16 protein-coding genes are annotated in these 18,690 nt (G+C 49.3%); 1 reads left to right on the forward strand and 15 read right to left on the reverse strand.

The annotated features are described in order from the left end of the window. The 8 genes from NT002_14075 to NT002_14110 form a co-directional block, all read right to left on the reverse strand. A partial coding sequence (locus tag NT002_14075; GenBank protein ID MCX6830389.1) for an O-antigen ligase family protein occupies positions 1-1,360 on the reverse strand: 1,360 nt, incomplete at its 3' end. Positions 1,361-1,407: 47 nt separating this feature from the next. Further along, positions 1,408-2,748, reverse strand: a complete 1,341-nt coding sequence (locus NT002_14080) for a glycosyltransferase (protein MCX6830390.1) — start codon at positions 2,746-2,748, stop codon at positions 1,408-1,410. Next, positions 2,745-3,683 carry a glycosyltransferase family 2 protein gene (locus NT002_14085; GenBank protein MCX6830391.1) on the reverse strand — a complete coding sequence of 313 codons (939 nt, stop codon included), beginning with the start codon at positions 3,681-3,683 and terminating at the stop codon, positions 2,745-2,747. The genes NT002_14080 and NT002_14085 overlap by 4 nt, the downstream gene beginning before the upstream one ends. A 3-nt stretch (positions 3,684-3,686) precedes the next feature. Continuing rightward, positions 3,687-4,667, reverse strand: coding sequence for an alpha/beta hydrolase (locus NT002_14090; protein MCX6830392.1), 981 nt, complete (start codon positions 4,665-4,667; stop codon positions 3,687-3,689). Further along, positions 4,609-5,484, reverse strand: coding sequence for an alpha/beta hydrolase (locus NT002_14095; protein ID MCX6830393.1), 876 nt, complete (start codon positions 5,482-5,484; stop codon positions 4,609-4,611). The genes NT002_14090 and NT002_14095 overlap by 59 nt, the downstream gene beginning before the upstream one ends. Positions 5,485-5,581: 97 nt before the next feature. Further along, positions 5,582-6,337: a GDSL-type esterase/lipase family protein gene (locus NT002_14100; protein ID MCX6830394.1), complete on the reverse strand. Its 756-nt coding sequence runs from the start codon at positions 6,335-6,337 to the stop codon at positions 5,582-5,584. Positions 6,338-6,372: 35 nt separating this feature from the next. Next, entirely contained in the window at positions 6,373-7,131 is a 759-nt protein-coding gene (locus NT002_14105) for a GDSL-type esterase/lipase family protein (protein ID MCX6830395.1), read from the reverse strand. A 165-nt stretch (positions 7,132-7,296) separates the two neighbouring features. Next, positions 7,297-7,920, reverse strand: coding sequence for a dockerin type I domain-containing protein (locus NT002_14110; GenBank protein MCX6830396.1), 624 nt, complete (start codon positions 7,918-7,920; stop codon positions 7,297-7,299). 426 nt (positions 7,921-8,346) lie between these two features. Here NT002_14110 and NT002_14115 point away from each other — a divergent pair, with 426 nt between their 5' ends. Beyond that, positions 8,347-10,128, forward strand: coding sequence for an asparagine synthase-related protein (locus tag NT002_14115; protein MCX6830397.1), 1,782 nt, complete (start codon positions 8,347-8,349; stop codon positions 10,126-10,128). Here NT002_14115 and NT002_14120 read toward each other — a convergent pair. The 7 genes from NT002_14120 to rfbA form a co-directional block, all read right to left on the reverse strand. Continuing rightward, a complete protein-coding gene (locus NT002_14120) occupies positions 10,122-10,859 on the reverse strand; it encodes an amino acid racemase (GenBank protein MCX6830398.1) in 738 nt (245 codons plus the stop codon). The genes NT002_14115 and NT002_14120 overlap by 7 nt on opposite strands. Before the next feature lie 48 nt (positions 10,860-10,907). After that, on the reverse strand, positions 10,908-12,284 hold the full coding sequence (locus NT002_14125; protein ID MCX6830399.1) for a hypothetical protein: 1,377 nt from the start codon (positions 12,282-12,284) through the stop codon (positions 10,908-10,910). A gap of 45 nt (positions 12,285-12,329) precedes the next feature. Beyond that, on the reverse strand, positions 12,330-13,805 hold the full coding sequence (locus tag NT002_14130; protein ID MCX6830400.1) for an oligosaccharide flippase family protein: 1,476 nt from the start codon (positions 13,803-13,805) through the stop codon (positions 12,330-12,332). 249 nt (positions 13,806-14,054) lie between these two features. Then, positions 14,055-16,091, reverse strand: coding sequence for a dockerin type I repeat-containing protein (locus NT002_14135; GenBank protein MCX6830401.1), 2,037 nt, complete (start codon positions 16,089-16,091; stop codon positions 14,055-14,057). Between the two features lie 353 nt (positions 16,092-16,444). Beyond that, positions 16,445-16,915 carry a dTDP-4-dehydrorhamnose 3,5-epimerase family protein gene (locus NT002_14140; protein ID MCX6830402.1) on the reverse strand — a complete coding sequence of 157 codons (471 nt, stop codon included), beginning with the start codon at positions 16,913-16,915 and terminating at the stop codon, positions 16,445-16,447. Next, positions 16,912-17,802, reverse strand: a complete 891-nt coding sequence (gene rfbD / locus NT002_14145) for a dTDP-4-dehydrorhamnose reductase (protein MCX6830403.1) — start codon at positions 17,800-17,802, stop codon at positions 16,912-16,914. The genes NT002_14140 and rfbD overlap by 4 nt, the downstream gene beginning before the upstream one ends. Then, positions 17,771-18,682: a glucose-1-phosphate thymidylyltransferase RfbA gene (gene rfbA / locus NT002_14150; GenBank protein MCX6830404.1), complete on the reverse strand. Its 912-nt coding sequence runs from the start codon at positions 18,680-18,682 to the stop codon at positions 17,771-17,773. The genes rfbD and rfbA overlap by 32 nt, the downstream gene beginning before the upstream one ends. Positions 18,683-18,690: the final 8 nt, after the last annotated feature.

Raw genomic sequence — 18,690 nt, forward strand, 5'->3', positions numbered from 1 at the left:
GTTCCATTCTGGCAAATTGCTGTGAAACCACTGTCAAGGCCGCCAGGAGATACCAGGTGTACCGGTACGCCGAATGGGCGAAAACGCCGGTCACCAGAAGCGAGAGACAGGCTATGATAGTCGCTCTGGCGAACGGCTCCAGACGAGCATGGGGCGAGCCCCTGACCTGTACTTTCTTAATAATGCGGCGATTTATTCTAAATATATCTATCAGGAACATGGCAAAAATTAAAGTCCCGATTGCCCCCAGTTCGGCAATAACCTGAATATAGAGATTATGGGGATTGAGATATACTCCGAACCTTTCCACCCTCGCCCAGGCAAATGCCCCGGCACCGACACCTGTCAAAGGATGCGTGACGAATAATTCCAGCCCGTCTTTCCAGGCCTTGACTCTATTCTCCGAGGAAGCATCAAGATTGTCATCCAATATCGATGAATACCTCGCCCTGCTGTCCTCTCCGAGGTTCATCCACCCGGCTATCAACAGAAAAGCAAGCGCCACTGCCATAACCAGTTTGTGACGAGATTGCCACCAGATAAATCCGAGTATGGCCAGAAACCCCAGAAGTCCGCCCCGGGAGCCGGTGATGATGAGAGTCCAGAAAAAGAGGATCAGGATCGCGCCCATGATCGCCTTCTTCCAGAACGCCTTATAGTGGAGGAACAGGTAATAGACGAAGGGAATAACCGTGTTCATGGTTATGGCGATGCCGTTGAAATTATCCATGGTCGAATTGATCCCTTTAGCACGGTTCAACCCCTGATTGAAAATGGCCCGCCCATGATAGAAACCATAGGTGACATCGAAGGCCATCTTGGCATTGACAATTATAAACAGCCAGAAAAATATTTCCAATCTTTTCTTGGAATCAATCTGGAGAATAATCAGCAGGTAAAAGATGCCGAGCTTCAGCATATCCATAAGGCTGTTGGTGGTGCAATCCTTGCAGGCGGAAAAAGCCAGCGAAAGGAACATCGCCCCCAGAAGCAGCAGAAAATCGGTGTTGAGTTTGCTATCGGGTATGGTGAACTGGCCATAACGGAATTTGTTCTTCAGAAGGGTGAGAAAAGAAAGCGATGCGCCCAGCACGAGCTCCAGCCGAATCGTATTCAAAACCGTATAGGTCTCGCCCGGCCGGATCAAAAAGACCACCAGATAGACCATCAACCCGAAATAATCGTATTTGATCATCAGGAATATGACCAGCATTCCGCCGATCGCGACAAGCAAATAGCGGGGATCGACAATGCAGGCCAGAACGGCCACCAGAACGCACAACAATATCAATCCGCTAAGCAACAAATGGCGCGAGGTAATGGCCAGCCCGGTTTTATTTGCTTTAAAAGGTTCAGACATTTTCCTGCAAAATCCTCACTAATTAATTAGCGGCATTGTCTCTCAATCTATTTTCCCCGAGCGGCCGCCATGGTCTCCAAAATTTCGGCGAGGCGACCGGTCAGCTTCGCTCGGTCGATATCCTCAATATAGCGATATTTCCTTTTTCGCGCAGGATCCTTCCGCCAATCTTTGTAAATTCTGCCGAGCAGGTCTTTCATGGCATCTTTGTCCGGGATGGAAAGCGAGAATCCGGCCTCATATTTTTTTATTAGTTCGGTGGTCACACCCTCCGGCGCCAGGGCAAGAATCCGCGCCCCCGAGGCGAGATACTCGAACAACTTGGCCGGTATGACATTCCGGTTCTGCTCGCGGAATCCAAGCAAAAGCAAGAGATAATCGGCCTGATGATAAATCGGCAGAAGCTGGTCTCGCGGAATAAAACCATGGAAAAAGATGATTCCTTCCAACTCCAATTCCTTTAACCAGAGAGTATAATCATAGTCATAATTGCCATAGAAATCCACCTGAAGCGTGCCGCGGTCGATCCCGGCATCTCTTATCCAGAGCGACAGACTCTCCAGAAAAAATACGGGATTGAAAAAACTATAGAGAGTCCCGGTATATAGAAATCTCATTTTCTCTTCGCCTATCCTGGGGAATTCCCGGTTGAGGTCGATTTCCTCATAGTCGAAACCGTTGGTAATGGTAAACGTCTTGTTTTGCAACATCCCGCCCAGATGGTTTTGCATCTGACGGGTGAACCCGGGCGAGGCGGTCATGACACCGGCCGCTTTGCGCAAAACCCGACGCTCCCAGGATGCATCGTATCTGCGAATGTACTCCGGGTATCCCCGCTGGTCATAGTTGTGATTTAAAGTCCAGAGGTCGCGGAAATCAACCAGGTGCGGCAATCCGGTAAGGCGGGCAAGAAGTGAGGCCAGAATATGGGACGATACCGGCGGCGAAGTTGACATGATAATCGAGACTTTTTCCAGGCGAATTGCCCGAAGACCTTTCCAGAGGCCAAGCGGCACCCAGAATATCCCCGCATCGGGAACCGATAACATGAACCGAATGAATCTTTTCAGCCTGCGCAATAGGGACAGTTTCGGCGGTGCGCACCCCGATCGGCTATTTTCATTTTTGGGCTTGAAAGTTGGTCGAGGACCATGATGCCTCGACTCCCACCAGGCCTTAGGCTCGAAAATCGCCGACCGATAGATAATCGTTTCGGGAATTTTCTGCAATGGGGTCTCATCCCAGGAAATTTTTATTCCCCCCTTAATTGTCAGTACAACAGGAGTCCACCCATACCGGGGCAGGAACTTGCAGAAATTCAGCGCCCGCTGTCCTCCCACCGCCGCCATGGGCGGAAAAACATACGAGACGATCAATACCTTCTTCAAACCCGGCCCCCTTTCCAAAGCGTTTTCAGAAGGGCGCTATAGACGGCAAAATCTTCGTTTTCCTGACCGGTTCTGATGATCCGGAATATTCCGGCCATCAGATACGACCAGCAAAAAAAGAAAGCATATATAGATTTAAACATGAATATAGTGTTGCGATGGAACTTGTGAAAGAAATGCATGCGACTCCGGAAGAAATTGACCTCGGAATCGGTGCGGCCCCGTTTCTTGCGGCTCATACCTATGAGATGAACAATTTCCGCGCTCGGCAGATAGAATCCCTTGAATCCCGCCTGTCTCATGCGATAGAAATAATCATTTTCCTCTGAAAAAAGAAAATAGTCTTCCGCCAGAAAACCTATTCTGTCAACAACCGCTTTTCTAATGAGCAGACAGGCCGCCGAAAGTACCTCAGCCGCTGTCGGTTCGGTCAGCTTCGTCCAATCGGTACGGCGGCGGCCAAAGAGAAAACGAAATAATCCATTCAAAGGAAAGAAGTGGGTTGCCAGGCAATAGCGAAGTTCGCCACTTAAGGTCGGAAGCGGCTTAAGTGGCCGCTCGACCGCGCCCGCCGCGTTTTTAAGACGGGGGCCGACCGCCGCAGCCTCTTGATTATTATCGAGGCAATCAACCAGAGCCTTAATGGAACCCGCTGGAATCAAAGTGTCGGTATTGAGAAGAAGATAATATTCCCCTGCCGCTTCTCGGAGCACCTGATTATTGGCCCGTGCAAATCCAACATTTTCTTTATTAGGGATCAACTTGATGGTGGGAAATTCCTTTTTTATCATCTCCACCGAATCATCGGTCGAGCCGTTGTCCACCACCCACACCTCGCTTTCCATTCCCTCTAATTCCGGAAACAGCGTCTGAAGACAGTTCCGGGTGAGGTCGCGAGTGTTCCAGTTGATTATGACAACGACCAGTTTGGTCATAACCTATTCCAGTCGCTTTTTGAGCCATTGCGCCGTGGTATCGAACAATTGCCGGGTGGAGATCGGGGTTGAAAAGGTATGATTGGCCTTCGGAATGCGAGCCACGCTGTAGTAGCCGGTGAATTCGGCGTATTGCCTCAGGACGGGCTTGGCGAAGACATTATCAAAGTCATAGGTGGCATGGTCCAGTTCCGGCATCAGGAAAAGAGTATGTTTCCCGGAACGGACAAGGCTATCGAACGACTCATAGAAAACCCGATTGAAACGATTCCCCTTATCTTCTTCCGGTTCCAGAACATCATCATACTCGCTTTTGGTTTTTTGCCTCCGCGGTCGGAGCTTGTGAGTGAGCTTCACTTTAAAGGATCGGAGCAGATCGCGATAGGAAGTTCTCCCCGAGAAAAATCGCAGCCAGGCGTCCGGGCGCAAGAGACGTTTCATATATCCGGCAACCATAATGTCGGCATGGAATGGATGCAGGGTGGAGAGTTCATATTCGGCCGAGGTAACCGTCACCGGCCCGGCAATAAAGACCACCCCATCGACATTCATGTCGCGGGCCGCCGTTATGATCGCGGTCAGGGCGCCGCCGCACAGCCCGGTACAAAGGACTTTGGTCGGCCGCAGTTTTTCCCGCAAATGTTGCAGAAAAATCAGCGCATCATCGACAAAAAGACCCGTCTGAACGGCATCATAAGAATCGATTGCCCGGCCAACCGGGATTTCCCCATGACTGTAACCTACTTTGGAAGTATCAAGCCGGACCACCGTGAAGCCCTCCTGCTGCAGCTCACGCGCCTGCCGCACAAACAGACGGGAATGACAGACCCGATAGTGCAGACCAATATTGAACATCACGACCAGCGCGCCGTTGGGTTTCGGGGGGTGATGAATAATACCATACATCAACTCCCCGCGGCCGTTCTTAAGACTGAGTATTTCTTCCGAAAAAACCATTCTTATCAAGAAAATTAAAAGTTTCACCGAAAAGCTGCGGCGGCGCCGGCCGCCAGGTTTCGGTCTTTTCCCATTCAAATTCGCGAGGTAGCGACACCAATTCACTATTGCCCAGATTGCTTTTCAATTCCTCCAGTTCGGGGCGAATTTTCCCCGGACTGGGCGAAATCTGAATGATCAGAGAATTTCCTCTGTAATCATATTTCCGCCCTTTCAGGGTTGCTTCCCGCGCTCCAAAGAAAAACCGGCCGGTTAGATTGTATCCTTCAACCGTCAGGATTTTGCCCCCTTCCAGCTCTTTTATAAGCTCCTCCCGGTTCCTGGTCACTTTCCCTTCGATAAGCATCTGTGAGGCCAGAAAAGCCCGGAGATGATCATAGAAATATTTGGCGGTGTCGATTACCGGTTCCCAAAGAATCAGGGTTTCAGGCTGCAACTCTTCGGAAAGAAGTGCAGCCAGCGTTCCCCCCCAGCGCAACCCCATCAATCCCATCTTTTTTAGAGCATGTTTTGTTCTAAAATCATTATAAATTGCTCTGATATCAGCTGTTCTGTCATCAAAAGTGGCCTCTTCAAAATTCCCCTCGCTGTCGCCGTCCCCATAGTAATCGAAGCATATAACAGCCACGCCCAGAGATGCCAGCGCCCTTGCAAATGAGACATATACCCTCAGTGTCCGCACCTTCTCTTCACCAAACGGGCTGCAGAGAACAAATCCGGATTCGGCGCCTGAGGCGGGAAGATATTCGGCGCAGTAAAGATGCTTCCCCTCCCGCTCAAAGTAACCGTGCTTTTCCAGCACCTTTTCATTCGGGGCATTGATATTATTCAAATCAATCTGCATATCGTTTCTTTGACCGCCGTGGAACCTTCATCGTCCGCATGTTCTCAATATACAATTATCGTCCGGAACGAATCATGGCGTTAGGCCGTTCCACCGGTTACTCCAGAACGGGTTTGATGACTTCCGCCATGACGGCATATCCATTTTCATTGGGATGGATGGCATCCCGAGCCAGTGAATCCGGCAGGCATCCTTCACCATCGGCCATCGCTTTATAATAGTCGGCCAGCCCGAATTTCTGCTCTGCCGCCAGTTTCCTGATACGTTGATTGAATTCCTTGACACTCGCCGCAATACTGAAATCTGCAAATTCCTCGGCTCCCCTGGTTGCCGGAATCACCGTAGCCAGAATCGGAATAACCCCTCGGGCGCGGGCGGTCATGGCCATTATTTCATAAGCATCCCACATCACTTTCAGGTCTGCCCCCGGCCGAAAATTACCGGAACAAAACTTGATGACCACTCGGCCGGGATTGAGTTGAATAACATCAGCCGGAAATCTGGTCAGGAGTTGCTGGTCGGTCTGAGAACCAACACCACGATTGACAAATGCCTGTCCCGGAAAATACCGGGCCAAATCCCACCCCCTGGTGATTGATGCTCCGAAAAAGATGGTCATGCCCCGGCGCTGTTCGGGTGTCGTCTCCGATAGAAGGCGACGGTTATCCTCGGCATAGGCTGAAGCGCCGGAAAAATCAGTCTTCAGGGCTTCATATTTGGCGGTCAAATCTTTATGGTACCGCTGGAGAGACTTCACTTCATTCTTCAGTTTCATCGCCTTATACAGGATATAAGCTCCGATAATATTCCCGATTATCGAAATAACCAGGATTATTATGATAAGCGTCTTCATAATCAGTTTCCCTTTGAATTGGTTATCATTGACCTTTACTTATCGCCGGCAATTGATACAATTTCCTCAAGCGCCGCGGCTGTAATAGCCGAAATCGTGTCGTATCCGGCCGGGCTCAACTGAATCTGGCTGGCTGAATATTCGGGGCGCAGATATCCATCCTTATCCGCCAGGGCGCCAAAAAAATCGAGACATTTCAAGCCATTCTCGCCGCAGTATCCCCAAAGCCATTGATTGTATTGCTTCAAACTATCCTGCACCTCATAAGGAACTTCCAATCCGGCATCAAAATCGCGGCGAACTGGTATAACCGTCGTCAAAATCGGGACAATATGGTGACCTCGCGCCATCTCGGTCATGGTCGTAATATAATCTTCAATCTCTTTGACTGTGTTTTCGGGACGGAAATTATAGGAACTGAATTCAATCACAACGGCCCTCGGTTTCAATTCCACTACATCGGGCCAGAACCGCAGCAGGTATCCGCCGATTCTCTGCCCAGAAATCCCACGGTTGATTGCTTCCCGTCCCACGAAATATCTTTCCAATATCCATCCCCGGGTAATCTGTGAGCCAAGGAAAATAACTCGCTTGCCGGAGTCTATCAGGTTTTTCAATCGATTATTATCCTCAACATATACGTTTCGACCGGAAAATCCGGAAGCCTCATATAAGTACCTGTCAAGAAAGTAGTTAACGTGACTCCTATAATCCAATGCTTTATAGGCAACATAAACGATAAGGAGATTTCCGATCAAAGAGGCCACCAGAGCGAATTTCCATTTCTTATTCATTTAACATCCCATTTCTGATGCTCTGATACCCGTTCGAATATCCTTTAAAGTTCTTATCGACTAATCTCCTGCAAATCAAACACGATTATTTTATACGATTTTATATCCTGAGACAAAGCGAAAATTGCGCCCCACAAACATTTTGCTGGAAAGAGCAGACACTGCTCAATAAGAAAGGCAGGGAGGCTCCGGCCCTTCCCGGTAAATAAAACGGATTAAATAGGAGATGTCGCGCACGTCAATGGACCCTGAACCATCGATATCAGCCACCTCAAATCGGTATGGAGCGAGACCTCCCTTATATAGATAATTCAGAAGAAAACTGACATCCATAATATTCACTATCCCATCTCCGTTGGCATTGCCCGGATTATAGGCGCAGGAAAGGGTATCGCCTGCCGTCAGAAATGGGGAATTGGATAATTGGGAGTAGTTGCCTGAGTTATCATAAGCCCTGATACAGAAGAAATAGGTGGCCCCATAAGTCAGGCCGCCCGCCACAATTGAATCGATTGCCCCGGCCGTTGATGGCAGCGATAGCCCGGGAACAGGCGCGGCCAAATACCATTCCATGTCGGTATTGATCTCACCGCGGCTGTACAGTTGAAAACGCATTTCGTAGCCTGCCGCCCGACCGGTATATCCGTTATCTCCCGGAGCAGTCCAGCGCAACAAAACCTGACCGGGGGCATAACCCGAAACGCCGGCCAGGCTTCCCTGAGCATTATGCTCCGCTGAGGAAATCGAAATGGAAAAAAGCAGTAACGCCAATATGAAATTAATAACCATTGTCCATGGCCGTTTCCTGAGGGAATCGGAGGATATGGCTACTCCCGAAAGGCGGGACCAACGCGGAAAATTTGTCAAGTGTCACCAGTCATTCAAATAAGTAATTCGAGCAAGTAAATGACCGTCAATCTAACGGTCGGGGCAAAAGCTAAATGCCACTTAATTAGTCACATATTCATTAAAATTCACATCACTTTACATGTTAACAACTTACACAATATTCTCGAATTAGTCAAGGCATTTATCAAAATAAGAGAGTTCCTGAATTCCCTTGCAAATATGAGTTCTGGCGATGGAAAGAGAACCGTCTTGCCGAGGTCATTAGCTTGTCTTGAAATATCGTAACAGGTATATTAAATATACGAAATACCTTCTGCTCCCTGAATGGGACAGAATCGGCCAAACCAGCCAGTATGGAGTGAATGAATGCCGGGAATTTTTGGATTTGTCAGGAAAAAGGGCGGAAAGAAAGAAGACAACGAGATGCTCCTCCGCGGAATGCTTCATCGCCTGGCCCATAATCCCCATTATGTCAGTCAGATTCATGCCGCCGAGTGGTTCGGATTGGGAAATATCGGCCTGCCCGTTCCCGGAGAGAAGAGAATGGCGGTCGACGATTCAGGAAACTACGCCGCGGCTTTTTCCGGGTATATATATGGTTGGAAGAATGTTGGTTCGGAAGAAGAGCAAGAGATTCCTGATAAGGCGGCGCACCTCATAAAAATATACGAGCGATACGGGCATGATCTGCCGGACAAAATCGATGGTTCTTTCAACGCTGCCATATTTGTCTCGAGCAGAAGAGAAGCTATTATCTGTAATGATCGTTTCGGGCATCGCCAGCTTTATTATTTTGAGGACGCCGAGATTTTCCTTTTTTCGACCGAAGTAAAAGCTTTTCTGGCTTATGAGAGGTTTCCCAGAGACATTAATTTCGACGCTGTGGCCGATTACTTCAACTATGGCTATCCGCTGGGGAATAAAACTTTTTTCAGGAATGCAGCTATACTTCAAGGTGGACAGGAGATATCAATCAAAGACGGCCGCGTCGGCTTCAGACATTACTGGGACTACCAATTCGGAGAAGAATCAAAGGAATCCTTGAATGCACTTATTGAGGAAGCCGATGCCATATATCGGGAATTAATTCGCAAACGAATCAGCCAGGGAGGCCGGATTGTTATTCCTCTGTCAGGCGGGCTTGATTCCCGGTTCATCATCAGTCATACCGTCCAGGCCGGTCTCCAGCCTTTTGCCTTCACGCACGGCAGGAAAGGATGCCTGGATGGCAAAATCGCGCGGCAGGTGGCCGATCAGCTCAAAATAGAAAATTTCCGTTTCATTGATGTTGATCCTCACTGGCTGGTCGATTATGCGGAAAAGTTCGTCTACCTAACTGACGGGATGGTTGATGCCAGCCCCGCCATTCTTCTGGGTATCTCCTCCTATTTCAAATTGAACGATATTGTGGAAAACCTCGACCATAGTGAAAAATTACGCCGCATAAGCTTTTCGCTGGGCGGTTTGTCAGAGGATAAGACCGACAGCTTTCTGCATCCCGAATTCGCCGGAAAGATCAGAAACCGTTATCTCCCCTCGATCGATGAGGAATTTTCCGGCTGCCTCGGGGTTTCTCCTCTCTTCTGCAACCAGAAAGACGTCTTTTTCATCCGGAATAGGATTTTCCGCTATATGAATCTGGTTGACTGCAACCGCTTTATTTGGCATGATCATTTTGCTCTGGCCGATGACCACCTGCTCGAATTTTTTCTCAAGCTTCCCGCCCGGCTCAAACCATCGCGAATGTTTTTCATCGAATATTTCAAAGCCAAACTTCCCGATCTGGCACATATCACCTATCAGGGAACCGGCGTCGACCTCTACCGCAAACCCTCTCGCTACAAACAGAAATATCAATTCTACTCGAACCGTATTAAGTACTATATTGAAAGGCTTTCAGGCGGGAACATCAGGTTCTATAATCCCAAAAACTATAATCATTACAATCAATGGTACCGCAGCGACAAAAGAATTCGCAATTATTATGAAAGCATTTTGCTTGATGACCGCACTTATCGGCGGGGCTATTTTGACCGGAACAATATCGAATTTCTCTTAAGACAGCAGCGACGGGGAGTGAACAATATCGCCACCCTGACCTCGGTTCTGTCGTTTGAGTTGTTTCACCGGCTCTTCATGGATCAATGAGGCTTCTCCATGGCCTTCTTCCCTGTGCACTTGAGAATGGTCGTACGTATAAGTGCATCCATAGCGTCGATCAGAGGCACCAGGCAATCATCCTGACTAAATAAAAGCGGAAACTCGGAGCAGCCGGAAATCACCGCCTCGGCCCCGTTGAGCAGCAGCCAGTTGAGCGCCAGAAGCATTTTATCCCGGGCCGGCTGCTGAAATCCGGCCTTAATCCCGTTGGGGGCATAGAGCGCCTCCATAACATATTTTTCCTGAATATTATCGGGAGGAACCAGCGGGTCAAGCCCGGCCCGGCGAAGCGCGCTCTGAAACAGCTCGGTTTTGATAGTTCCGGTTGTGGCCAGCACGCCTACTTTCCGAGTGTCGGGGGTCGTCTGCTTTATTCGCTCGATGGTCTCTTCAACCGCGCTCAGTATTTCGCAGCGAACCTCTTTGCGAAGATCCTCGATAAAATAATGCGAGGTGACACAACCGAGAATGATTATTTCCACTCCGTTTTGATCCAGAAGCTTGGCCGCCTCGCGCAGCAACGGGTATGAACTCGGCCCCTGCTTCAAAATTCCCTTGGTTCGATCGGGGATATTGGTATTGGAGTAAACCAGAGTTTCAATATGATCCTGATCAACGTCCACCGGAGTTAATTTTATGATTTGCTGGTATAACGCCGCCCCGGCTTCCGCTCCCATTCCGCCGATTATGCCCAAAAATTTCTTTCTGTTTTCAGTCATCTCTCTCTCCAATTTCACGGCCGACCATTTTTCTCTTTCACCAACCGTTTAGAACATCTCCGCAGGATCAATCCGGGAAATGCTGAACCGGTACTTGCCGGAACTCTCCAACGGTATATGGTCGACAAATTCAAGACTATATTTGACTGCCGGTCCAAAGAATTTGGGAATTTCCGTTTCAAAGAAACGGAGGGTTTGATCCCCAAAAGTCTCGCCTTTGACAATCTTGAATAATATCTCGTCTTTTTTCTCCTGTATCAACTGTGCCTGAGCGACCCCCGGGGCGTTGGCGATCAGATAAATAGTCAGCGCCGCTCCGGAAATTATTTTTCCGTCGGGCGTGACCAGAAAATCGGTCATTCTTCCCGCCGCCATTTTCATCAGGGGAAGGCCTCGTCCGCAGGAACACTCCTCGGCCGAAGGAACTCCGGCATCTTCAATCTGATACCGGATGAACGGCATGCCGTAGTTCAGCAGATCGGTAATTATTACCTTGCCGAACTCCCCCGGCTGGGCCGGCTTATTTTCCTTGAGAAATTCCACCCAAAAAGTCTCGGCGCAGATATGCAAACCGGTGTGCCTCTCGCATTCAGTTGCAATGACACTCGTTTCCCGCGAGCCATAGCGATCGAAGACCCGGCATTCAAAGGTCATTTCAATCAATTCCCTCTGTTCCGGTGCCAGAATCTCGGCGGTCGTGATAATCGCTTTCGGTCGATGATAATCCGACTGGCCGGTCCCGGTTAAATACCGTGCATAGAGAAAGATCGAATTGGAATAAGCAATATAAATCGGCGGACGAAGTTTTTTCAGACGTTCCCTGAAAGCCGCCAGCTTCTCTTTGGTAATACTCGAGGTATCCAGCGGAATATTCCGATCCAGAAATTTATTTCGTAACTTGGCTTTCCATTTATCCATTCCGGAATGATCACCCCGATGCCCCCACAGGAAAGCGGTCTGTGTGCCGAGATCCCATCCGGTCCAGCGATTATGCCGAATAGTCGCCGCCTCCCGGGAAAAGCGGCGATCCTTATCGAGGTAGAAGAAAAGCGGGCTTCCGGTCGAACCGCCGGTCTTATTTGGCACCAGCATGGCATCGGAATAATTCCGAGCCCGAATTTGTTCTTTATTTTCCTGAATATCTTTTTTGGTCAAAACCGGAAGAACCAGAATGTCATCGGGCGATTGGAGCCGACCGGGATTGAATTGATACCTGTTGAATCGCTCGGTATAAAAGGAGCAATTTTCATAGGCATGCTTGAGAATCGATTTCAACCGGCGGAAACGAAGTTCGGCCAGATCGCCGGCCGGCAAGAACTGCGTCTTTTCCAACTCCCGCAGGTGAGCCGGCGCGGTACTCCCGATCCAGATCGCCTCCGTCGGAAAAACTACATTCCTGGCAAACCATTGCATAAGATCAGGCATCGCTCAATTCCTTATTACATCCACAATTGGGATTTGACTGTATCATCACTCAAACTCTAATTTCCTCGTTTTGATAATATGCTTGATTCTCTTTATCTCTTCATCGGTGAAAAACCGCGCGAAGTATAATACGAGCGGAAATGAAAGTCCGATTGCTCCCTTGCACAACAGATTGACCCAGATCGAGCCGGTCTCGATAAAGAAAGCGGCAAAGAAAAGGGCAAAAGCGGTGGCGAAAAGCATGACTATTCGCCGCCACTCCATACGAATCTTATATAAGCGGTTGGAATAATAGTAGGTCATACTGGATTTGAAAATGAAACATAGCAGTGTGGCTACCGCCGCACCCCAGATTGTATATTTTTTGATGAGAATGAAGTTCAGGACAAGATTGAGTATGCCGTTAGTGACATTGACATAGGCGATATACTTGGTCGCCTTCTTCATCATAATCCCGACATTGAAATGATAATGAAAAGAAAAGATTATATAGGCCAGGGTGACAATCGGGACAACCTTGTATGCCGCCCAGAACGGCTCCGTGGCCATAAAACGGATTATTTCCTTGGAGAGAAGCGAAATCAACAATCCCGCAAAAAGGCTCAGGATGCAGAAATAAGTGAAAATACGGGCGTAGATCAATTCATACCCTTCCTTGCCGAAATACTCGAAGCGGCGGGGACTCCATATCTGAATGAACGGCGAAGTGACAAACTGGTTGACCAGCGTCCCGAATTTGTACCCCATAGCATAGAGGCCGGTCATGGAAATATTGCCGTACTGTTTGACAAAGTACCGGTCCGATGCCTGCACGATATAGGCGCTGATATTTGAAGGTATCAACGGGAGGCCGAATTTCAACATTTCCTTGAGAAGCTTGTAATCGACTCGGAACCCGGTCTGTTTGAGAGTGAAAATATTTAACACGACTGTGAATATTAGATGCGCCAGAAGGTTTGACATAAGTATCCCGTAGACCCCCATTTTGGCGAAAACCACAAAGTAGATATTCATCCCCAGGCCGGCCGCAGTCATCATCACTTTGGTAATCATGTACTGGAACGATTTCTGCCTCACTCTCATGTAGGCATAGACAATCGGCAGAACTATTCCCAGGGCCAGAGTCAGCAGGGCGATTTCAAACAGATCGGCATATTCGGCCGAATCAAGCACCAGCCTGGCCATCGGGCTCGCAAAGGGAATCATCGCCAGAATAACGGCAAAGACCATCGCGCCGTACCCGATAATGGCGGTGCTGATTACTTTCTTGCGCTGACCTTCATCGGCATAATCAAAATAAAACCGCCCCACCGCCGCCTCGACTCCCAACCCTACAACCAGAGAAATGATGCTTGTGGTCATGTAGATTAGTTCCATGATGCCATAGTCGGAGGGGGTCAAAAAACGAGTATAGACCGGAAGCATCAGGAAACCGACCATCCGGTCAAGCACATTAGACAGCCCGTAAATGACCGAATGCCGGGCGATTAACTTGGCTTCACTGGCGACAGACTTAACCATAGACGATTATTAAATAGTTACTGTTTCCCAATTACAAAATCTCAAACGGATAAATATTTCTATTTATCAATTATTGCCGAATATATAGATTATCGGCAATTTCGGTCATTCTTTTCGGACACTAATATACGCCGCTCGAGACGGTTTTGGGAAAAAACAATCGGCGGAAATAAGGCCGGTCTCAATATTATCTTTCGGTCAATCCCCGGCCGATCGGCCGGGGATTTCCAGGAATACCGCTCGCAATTGCTATTGGCAGATAGGTGGACGACCGCCCTTATATAGAGCATTTATCAAATATGTCACATCTGCCGGAGTAATCGTTCCGGAATTGTTGACATCGGCGGCATCGAATGAAAATGGCGGCGGGCCATTCTTGTACAGAAAAGTGAGAAGATATCCGATGTCCATGACATTTATTAGATCATCGCCGTTGACATCACCGCAAAGTACATCGCAGGTGTCGCAGAGCGAACTATCACCGGCGGTCTTGGTCAGCGTAATAACAACCGGCGACGAGATGGCCGAGACCCGATAGGAAATCGAGGCGCTGTCCGTGCCTTTTTTCGCTTTGATGGCAAAGAGATTATAAAGAAGCGAGTCAGAAACCCGCGACTGCCACCAGTATGTGGCCGGGCCGCTGACCACTCCGGTGGCGCCGGTAAATCCCGCCAGAATTGTGCGCCGGTAGTTATTGCTGACCTGCACGGAAGCCCCCGCCACCGGCAGTCCGTTGTTACCCACCACCTTTACCCTGATTGTCCTCTGCAACCCCAATTCCATCTGCCCCTGCGCCGAACAGGAGATGATGATATTTGTATCCGAGGCCCCGCCCTCGTAAACTATATCGCGGGCGAAGTTCCGGGAACAGTCAAAATTGTTGCAAAGATGTCCCACATGAAACGTCTGAGGGGAATAGGCCGGTGAAAGGAATTTGAGTGTGTCGCCGTACAAGGTAATTCCCTTTGCCCCGTCGTTTATTTCGCCGTATTTCACCAGAATATTATCGCTTTCGATTCGGTTATAGCGAAATATCAGGGTGGTATCATAGATCATGACAGCATCGAAAACCACGCCATAGGCGGTGACCCCGGCCGTAAGCGATTTGGCCCGAAAAGTATTCTTCTCAATAATGTTGAACGTATTGACAACGCCGTCATTTTCTCCCGCCGAATACCGAAACGGGGTCACCGAACGCCCATAACTTGGCGAAGCTATGTTGGCATCCCCGGTCGCAGTAATCGTGTTATTGTAGACATAGACATGATGACAGCCGTTTCTTATCCTCAGGGCATGAGTTTCCATCTGATTTTCGCTGTACTCGACATTGGGGCCTTCATGAATACTGATATTGTTGTCATGAATCCGGACATAATCGGCCTCATTGCCGGCGGCATGCTCGACCAAAATCCCGCGGCATCCGCCGTAAGTTGTCCCGCTGGCTATTACATTATGATGAATATCGGTGCCCCCCCCCGGCCTCGAAAGAGCAATCATGTAGGGGTTGGAACTGGAGGCGCAGGTACCGCTATAAGATGAGTATTTCAAGTTGCGGGCGTCGCCCTGAAGATTGCAATCGTAGATTTGAAAAACCCCGCGGCTGGTCCCTGAAGAGGCCATCCTGATTCCGGCATGAGGTGCTTTATAAATTGTCACCCCATGCACCCTGAGATTATAACTGTGACCGTTCGCCGCGGCAAAGGCGCTGTCGAAGGATCCATCTAAATCCATTATGAGGGCATCAAACTGGCAGCGGCTGTCATAGTAACTGACATCGCTCAGGAAGGTCCCGCCATCAATCTCGATATCATACCCATTGCCCGTCACGCATTTCCCCGACCAACCCGCCGCACGCATATTGACATTCTTCACCAGCAGGTCCGAGCCGCCGAATTCAAAACAGTTGTTATATTTAATGGTGCTGTCGTTATTGCGGGGCGGTTTATGGATAATCCATCCCCCCTCGACAACGATATCATGGAAGGGATAACCGGCAATTGAGTTAATTACTATTCCCTCCAGATTGCTTCCTCCAGCGGTCCCAAACTCGAGAGTGTCCTTCCCCAGATTAATATACCAGTGATGCAGCGGCAGGTGATAATCGGGAGTGAAAATGAGACCGTCAGCGGCCGAGGAAAGCTTCGTCCCGGCAATTGTAACCGTGTCCCATAAATCACTGCTGTGGTCGCCTGACCGGAAAGTCCATGGCAGCGAGGTAACCACATGCTGGCCGGCCTGTGCCGCCATCCCCACCAAAATCAACCCGATGACTAAAATTCCTCTCACAACAACTCCTCTCCTTCCCCGGACACAGGTGCTCCAAGAGTGTACCACTGTAGTGCGACAGCAACCGAATAAAATCGGGCCGGCGCAGAAACAACGGCTCTGTAAAAAACGAATCTAAAACGTTAGCAGTAAAGCACAGGTATGACCAGAAGGGAGGTCAATAGCATCTCCGGCTAAAAGCGTTGCGTGAAGTAATCCAGTCATCATATTAACCGGGAAAATATGACGCTTTTATCGAGATGTCAAGAAAAGAATCATCGCGATGAAAAATTCTTTCAACTGGGATGCCGTCGCCTTCGGGATTGACCGATTAATGTACTTAATCTCTATCGGAAGGTAAAGATAATGGATAATCAATCATCCATCTTGAAACGTGAATCGATGTCATCTTCATGCCGGATTTCATCTACCGGGTCTTCTTTCCCCTGCCCGGCGTAGAGACGGTTGGGCGTGTTATAGACGATGCCGTCGACCTGGCCGATATTCTTATAAGCATGAACCACTCCCGGCGGGACAATGACCGAAACCTTATTTTCGGCGCCGACATCAAGAGTAACTGATTTTCCCCGGGTGGGTGAGTCGGGGCGTGTATCCCAGAGATAGAGCCGAAAAGTGGAGGGGCCGATGAAACAAAAATAATCGGACTGGTCGCGATGCTCGTGCGGCCCGCGCGCGACCCCGGGTCTGGTCATGGAGACGTAAGCCATTGCCGGATGGTATCTGTCCTCGATTTCATCATCACGGAAAAGCTCAATCAGCCAGCCGCGGCGATCATCAAACTGGTTCAACTCTTTAATTATGACGCCGTCTATTTCGCATTTCATATTTTCCGCATCGCTCCATTCTGTTTAACGAATTCCTTTAAAGCCACTCTGTAATCCACCATCTTATTTAGACCTGCATCTTTCAGGTTCTTGTTTTCAAGCGCCGAGAATCCTGGACGGGGCGCCGGACGGGGATATTCCTCGGTCGTACAGGGAACAACATCAACCTCCATCTCCGCCTCTTCAAAAACGGCTCGAGCAAAATGATACCACGAGACCGCCCCCTCGGAAGTGCTATGGAATAATCCGGATAGGTTATTTTCAAGCGCAACCTGCGTCTGCCGCACAATCTCGTATGTCCAGGTTGGATTGCCGATTTGGTCGTCGACCACTTTGAGTGATGGCATATGCAGCCCCGATCGCCGCGCCGCTATTTGCTCCTGCCCCAATCTAATCATGGTCTTAACAAAATTCCTGCCGTGCAGTCCGTAAACCCAGGCGACACGAAGAATGACAAAATCCTGCAGGCAGTCAGCCACAAGCCTTTCCCCTTCCAGCTTGCTTCTCCCGTAAATAGTCATTGGATTGGGTTTGTCGGTCTCGATATACGGCGCCCCTTTGGAGCCGTCAAAAACATAATCGGTCGAATAATAAATCATTCCGGCGCCGATTTCGCGGCAGGCCCGGGCTATATTCTCGGTCCCCGCCGCATTGACCGCCATGGCGGTCTCGCGGTCGGTTTCGCAGCGGTCAACATCGGTAAAAGCCGCGGCGTGAATCACGATCTCCGGATTTCCGGCTTTTATGTAATCAAGAACCTGCCGGGAATCGCAGATATCGACCTCATCAATATCGAATCCGGAAAGTTCATATGCGCCGGCCAGCCCGGTCATCAGATCGGTGCCGAGCTGACCCTTATTCCCGGTCACCAGAATTCTTTTGCTCACCTTCGACCTCGTGCACTACTTCAAGCAGATATTTTTTATATTCATTATCAGCCATACCGTCCAGCACATTGTGAATCTGTTTCCGATTGATGAACCTCATCCGGTAGGCGATCTCTTCAATGCAGGCGATCTTCAGCCCCTGTCTTTTTTCAATGGTCGCGATAAAATTGCCCGCATCCAGCATGCTTTCGTGAGTGCCGGTATCGAGCCAGGCGATCCCCCGGCCCAATTTTTCCACCCGCAATTTCCCTCGCTCAAGATACGCTTTATTGACATCGGTTATTTCAAGCTCCCCACGCCCCGAGGGTTTCAGATTTTTTGTGATTTCGACCACCTCAGAATCATAAATATAAAGGCCGGTGACGGCATAGTTGGATTTGGGCTGTTTCGGCTTTTCCTCTATCGATACTACCTGCCCTGCCTCATCGAATTCCACCACCCCATATCGCTGTGGATCCCGAACATAATAGCCAAATACCAGAGCGCCCTCCCGGAAACTGCGCGCATGACGGAGAAAATCATAGACACCATAGAAAACATTGTCGCCCAGAATAAGAACCACCTTCTCATTCCCGATAAACTTCTCCCCGATGAGGAAAGCCTGGGCAATACCGGATGGCTTATCCTGAATCTCGTAGGCGATATTGAGGCCCAATTGACGCCCGTCGCCCAGAAGCTCCCGGAACATCGGCGTATCCTTGGGGGTGGAGATGATTAGAATTTCGGTGATCCCAAAAAGCATCAGCGTCGCCAGCGGATAATAAATCATCGGCTTATCATAGAGCGGCAGAAGTTGTTTGCAGGCCACCTGAGTCACCGGATAGAGGCGGCTTCCGAGTCCGCCCGCCAGTATGATCCCTTTTCTTACTTCACCCTTCATATTTATAT

The sequence above is a fragment of the Candidatus Zixiibacteriota bacterium genome (genome assembly GCA_026397505.1).
Classification (GTDB): Bacteria; Zixibacteria; MSB-5A5; order GN15; family PGXB01; genus JAPLUR01.

Bases quoted from the DNA above. Each gene is read 5' to 3' on its own strand.
- NT002_14085 (MCX6830391.1), bottom strand. From the start codon at position 3,683: ATGACCAAACTGGTCGTTGTCATAATCAACTGGAACACTCGCGACCTC.
- NT002_14095 (MCX6830393.1), bottom strand. From the start codon at position 5,484: ATGCAGATTGATTTGAATAATATCAATGCCCCGAATGAAAAGGTGCTG.
- NT002_14100 (MCX6830394.1), bottom strand. From the start codon at position 6,337: ATGAAGACGCTTATCATAATAATCCTGGTTATTTCGATAATCGGGAAT.
- NT002_14105 (MCX6830395.1), bottom strand. From the start codon at position 7,131: ATGAATAAGAAATGGAAATTCGCTCTGGTGGCCTCTTTGATCGGAAAT.
- NT002_14110 (MCX6830396.1), bottom strand. From the start codon at position 7,920: ATGGTTATTAATTTCATATTGGCGTTACTGCTTTTTTCCATTTCGATT.
- NT002_14115 (MCX6830397.1), top strand. From the start codon at position 8,347: ATGCCGGGAATTTTTGGATTTGTCAGGAAAAAGGGCGGAAAGAAAGAA.
- NT002_14120 (MCX6830398.1), bottom strand. From the start codon at position 10,859: ATGACTGAAAACAGAAAGAAATTTTTGGGCATAATCGGCGGAATGGGA.
- NT002_14125 (MCX6830399.1), bottom strand. From the start codon at position 12,284: ATGCCTGATCTTATGCAATGGTTTGCCAGGAATGTAGTTTTTCCGACG.
- NT002_14130 (MCX6830400.1), bottom strand. From the start codon at position 13,805: ATGGTTAAGTCTGTCGCCAGTGAAGCCAAGTTAATCGCCCGGCATTCG.
- NT002_14140 (MCX6830402.1), bottom strand. From the start codon at position 16,915: ATGAAATGCGAAATAGACGGCGTCATAATTAAAGAGTTGAACCAGTTT.
- rfbA (MCX6830404.1), bottom strand. From the start codon at position 18,682: ATGAAGGGTGAAGTAAGAAAAGGGATCATACTGGCGGGCGGACTCGGA.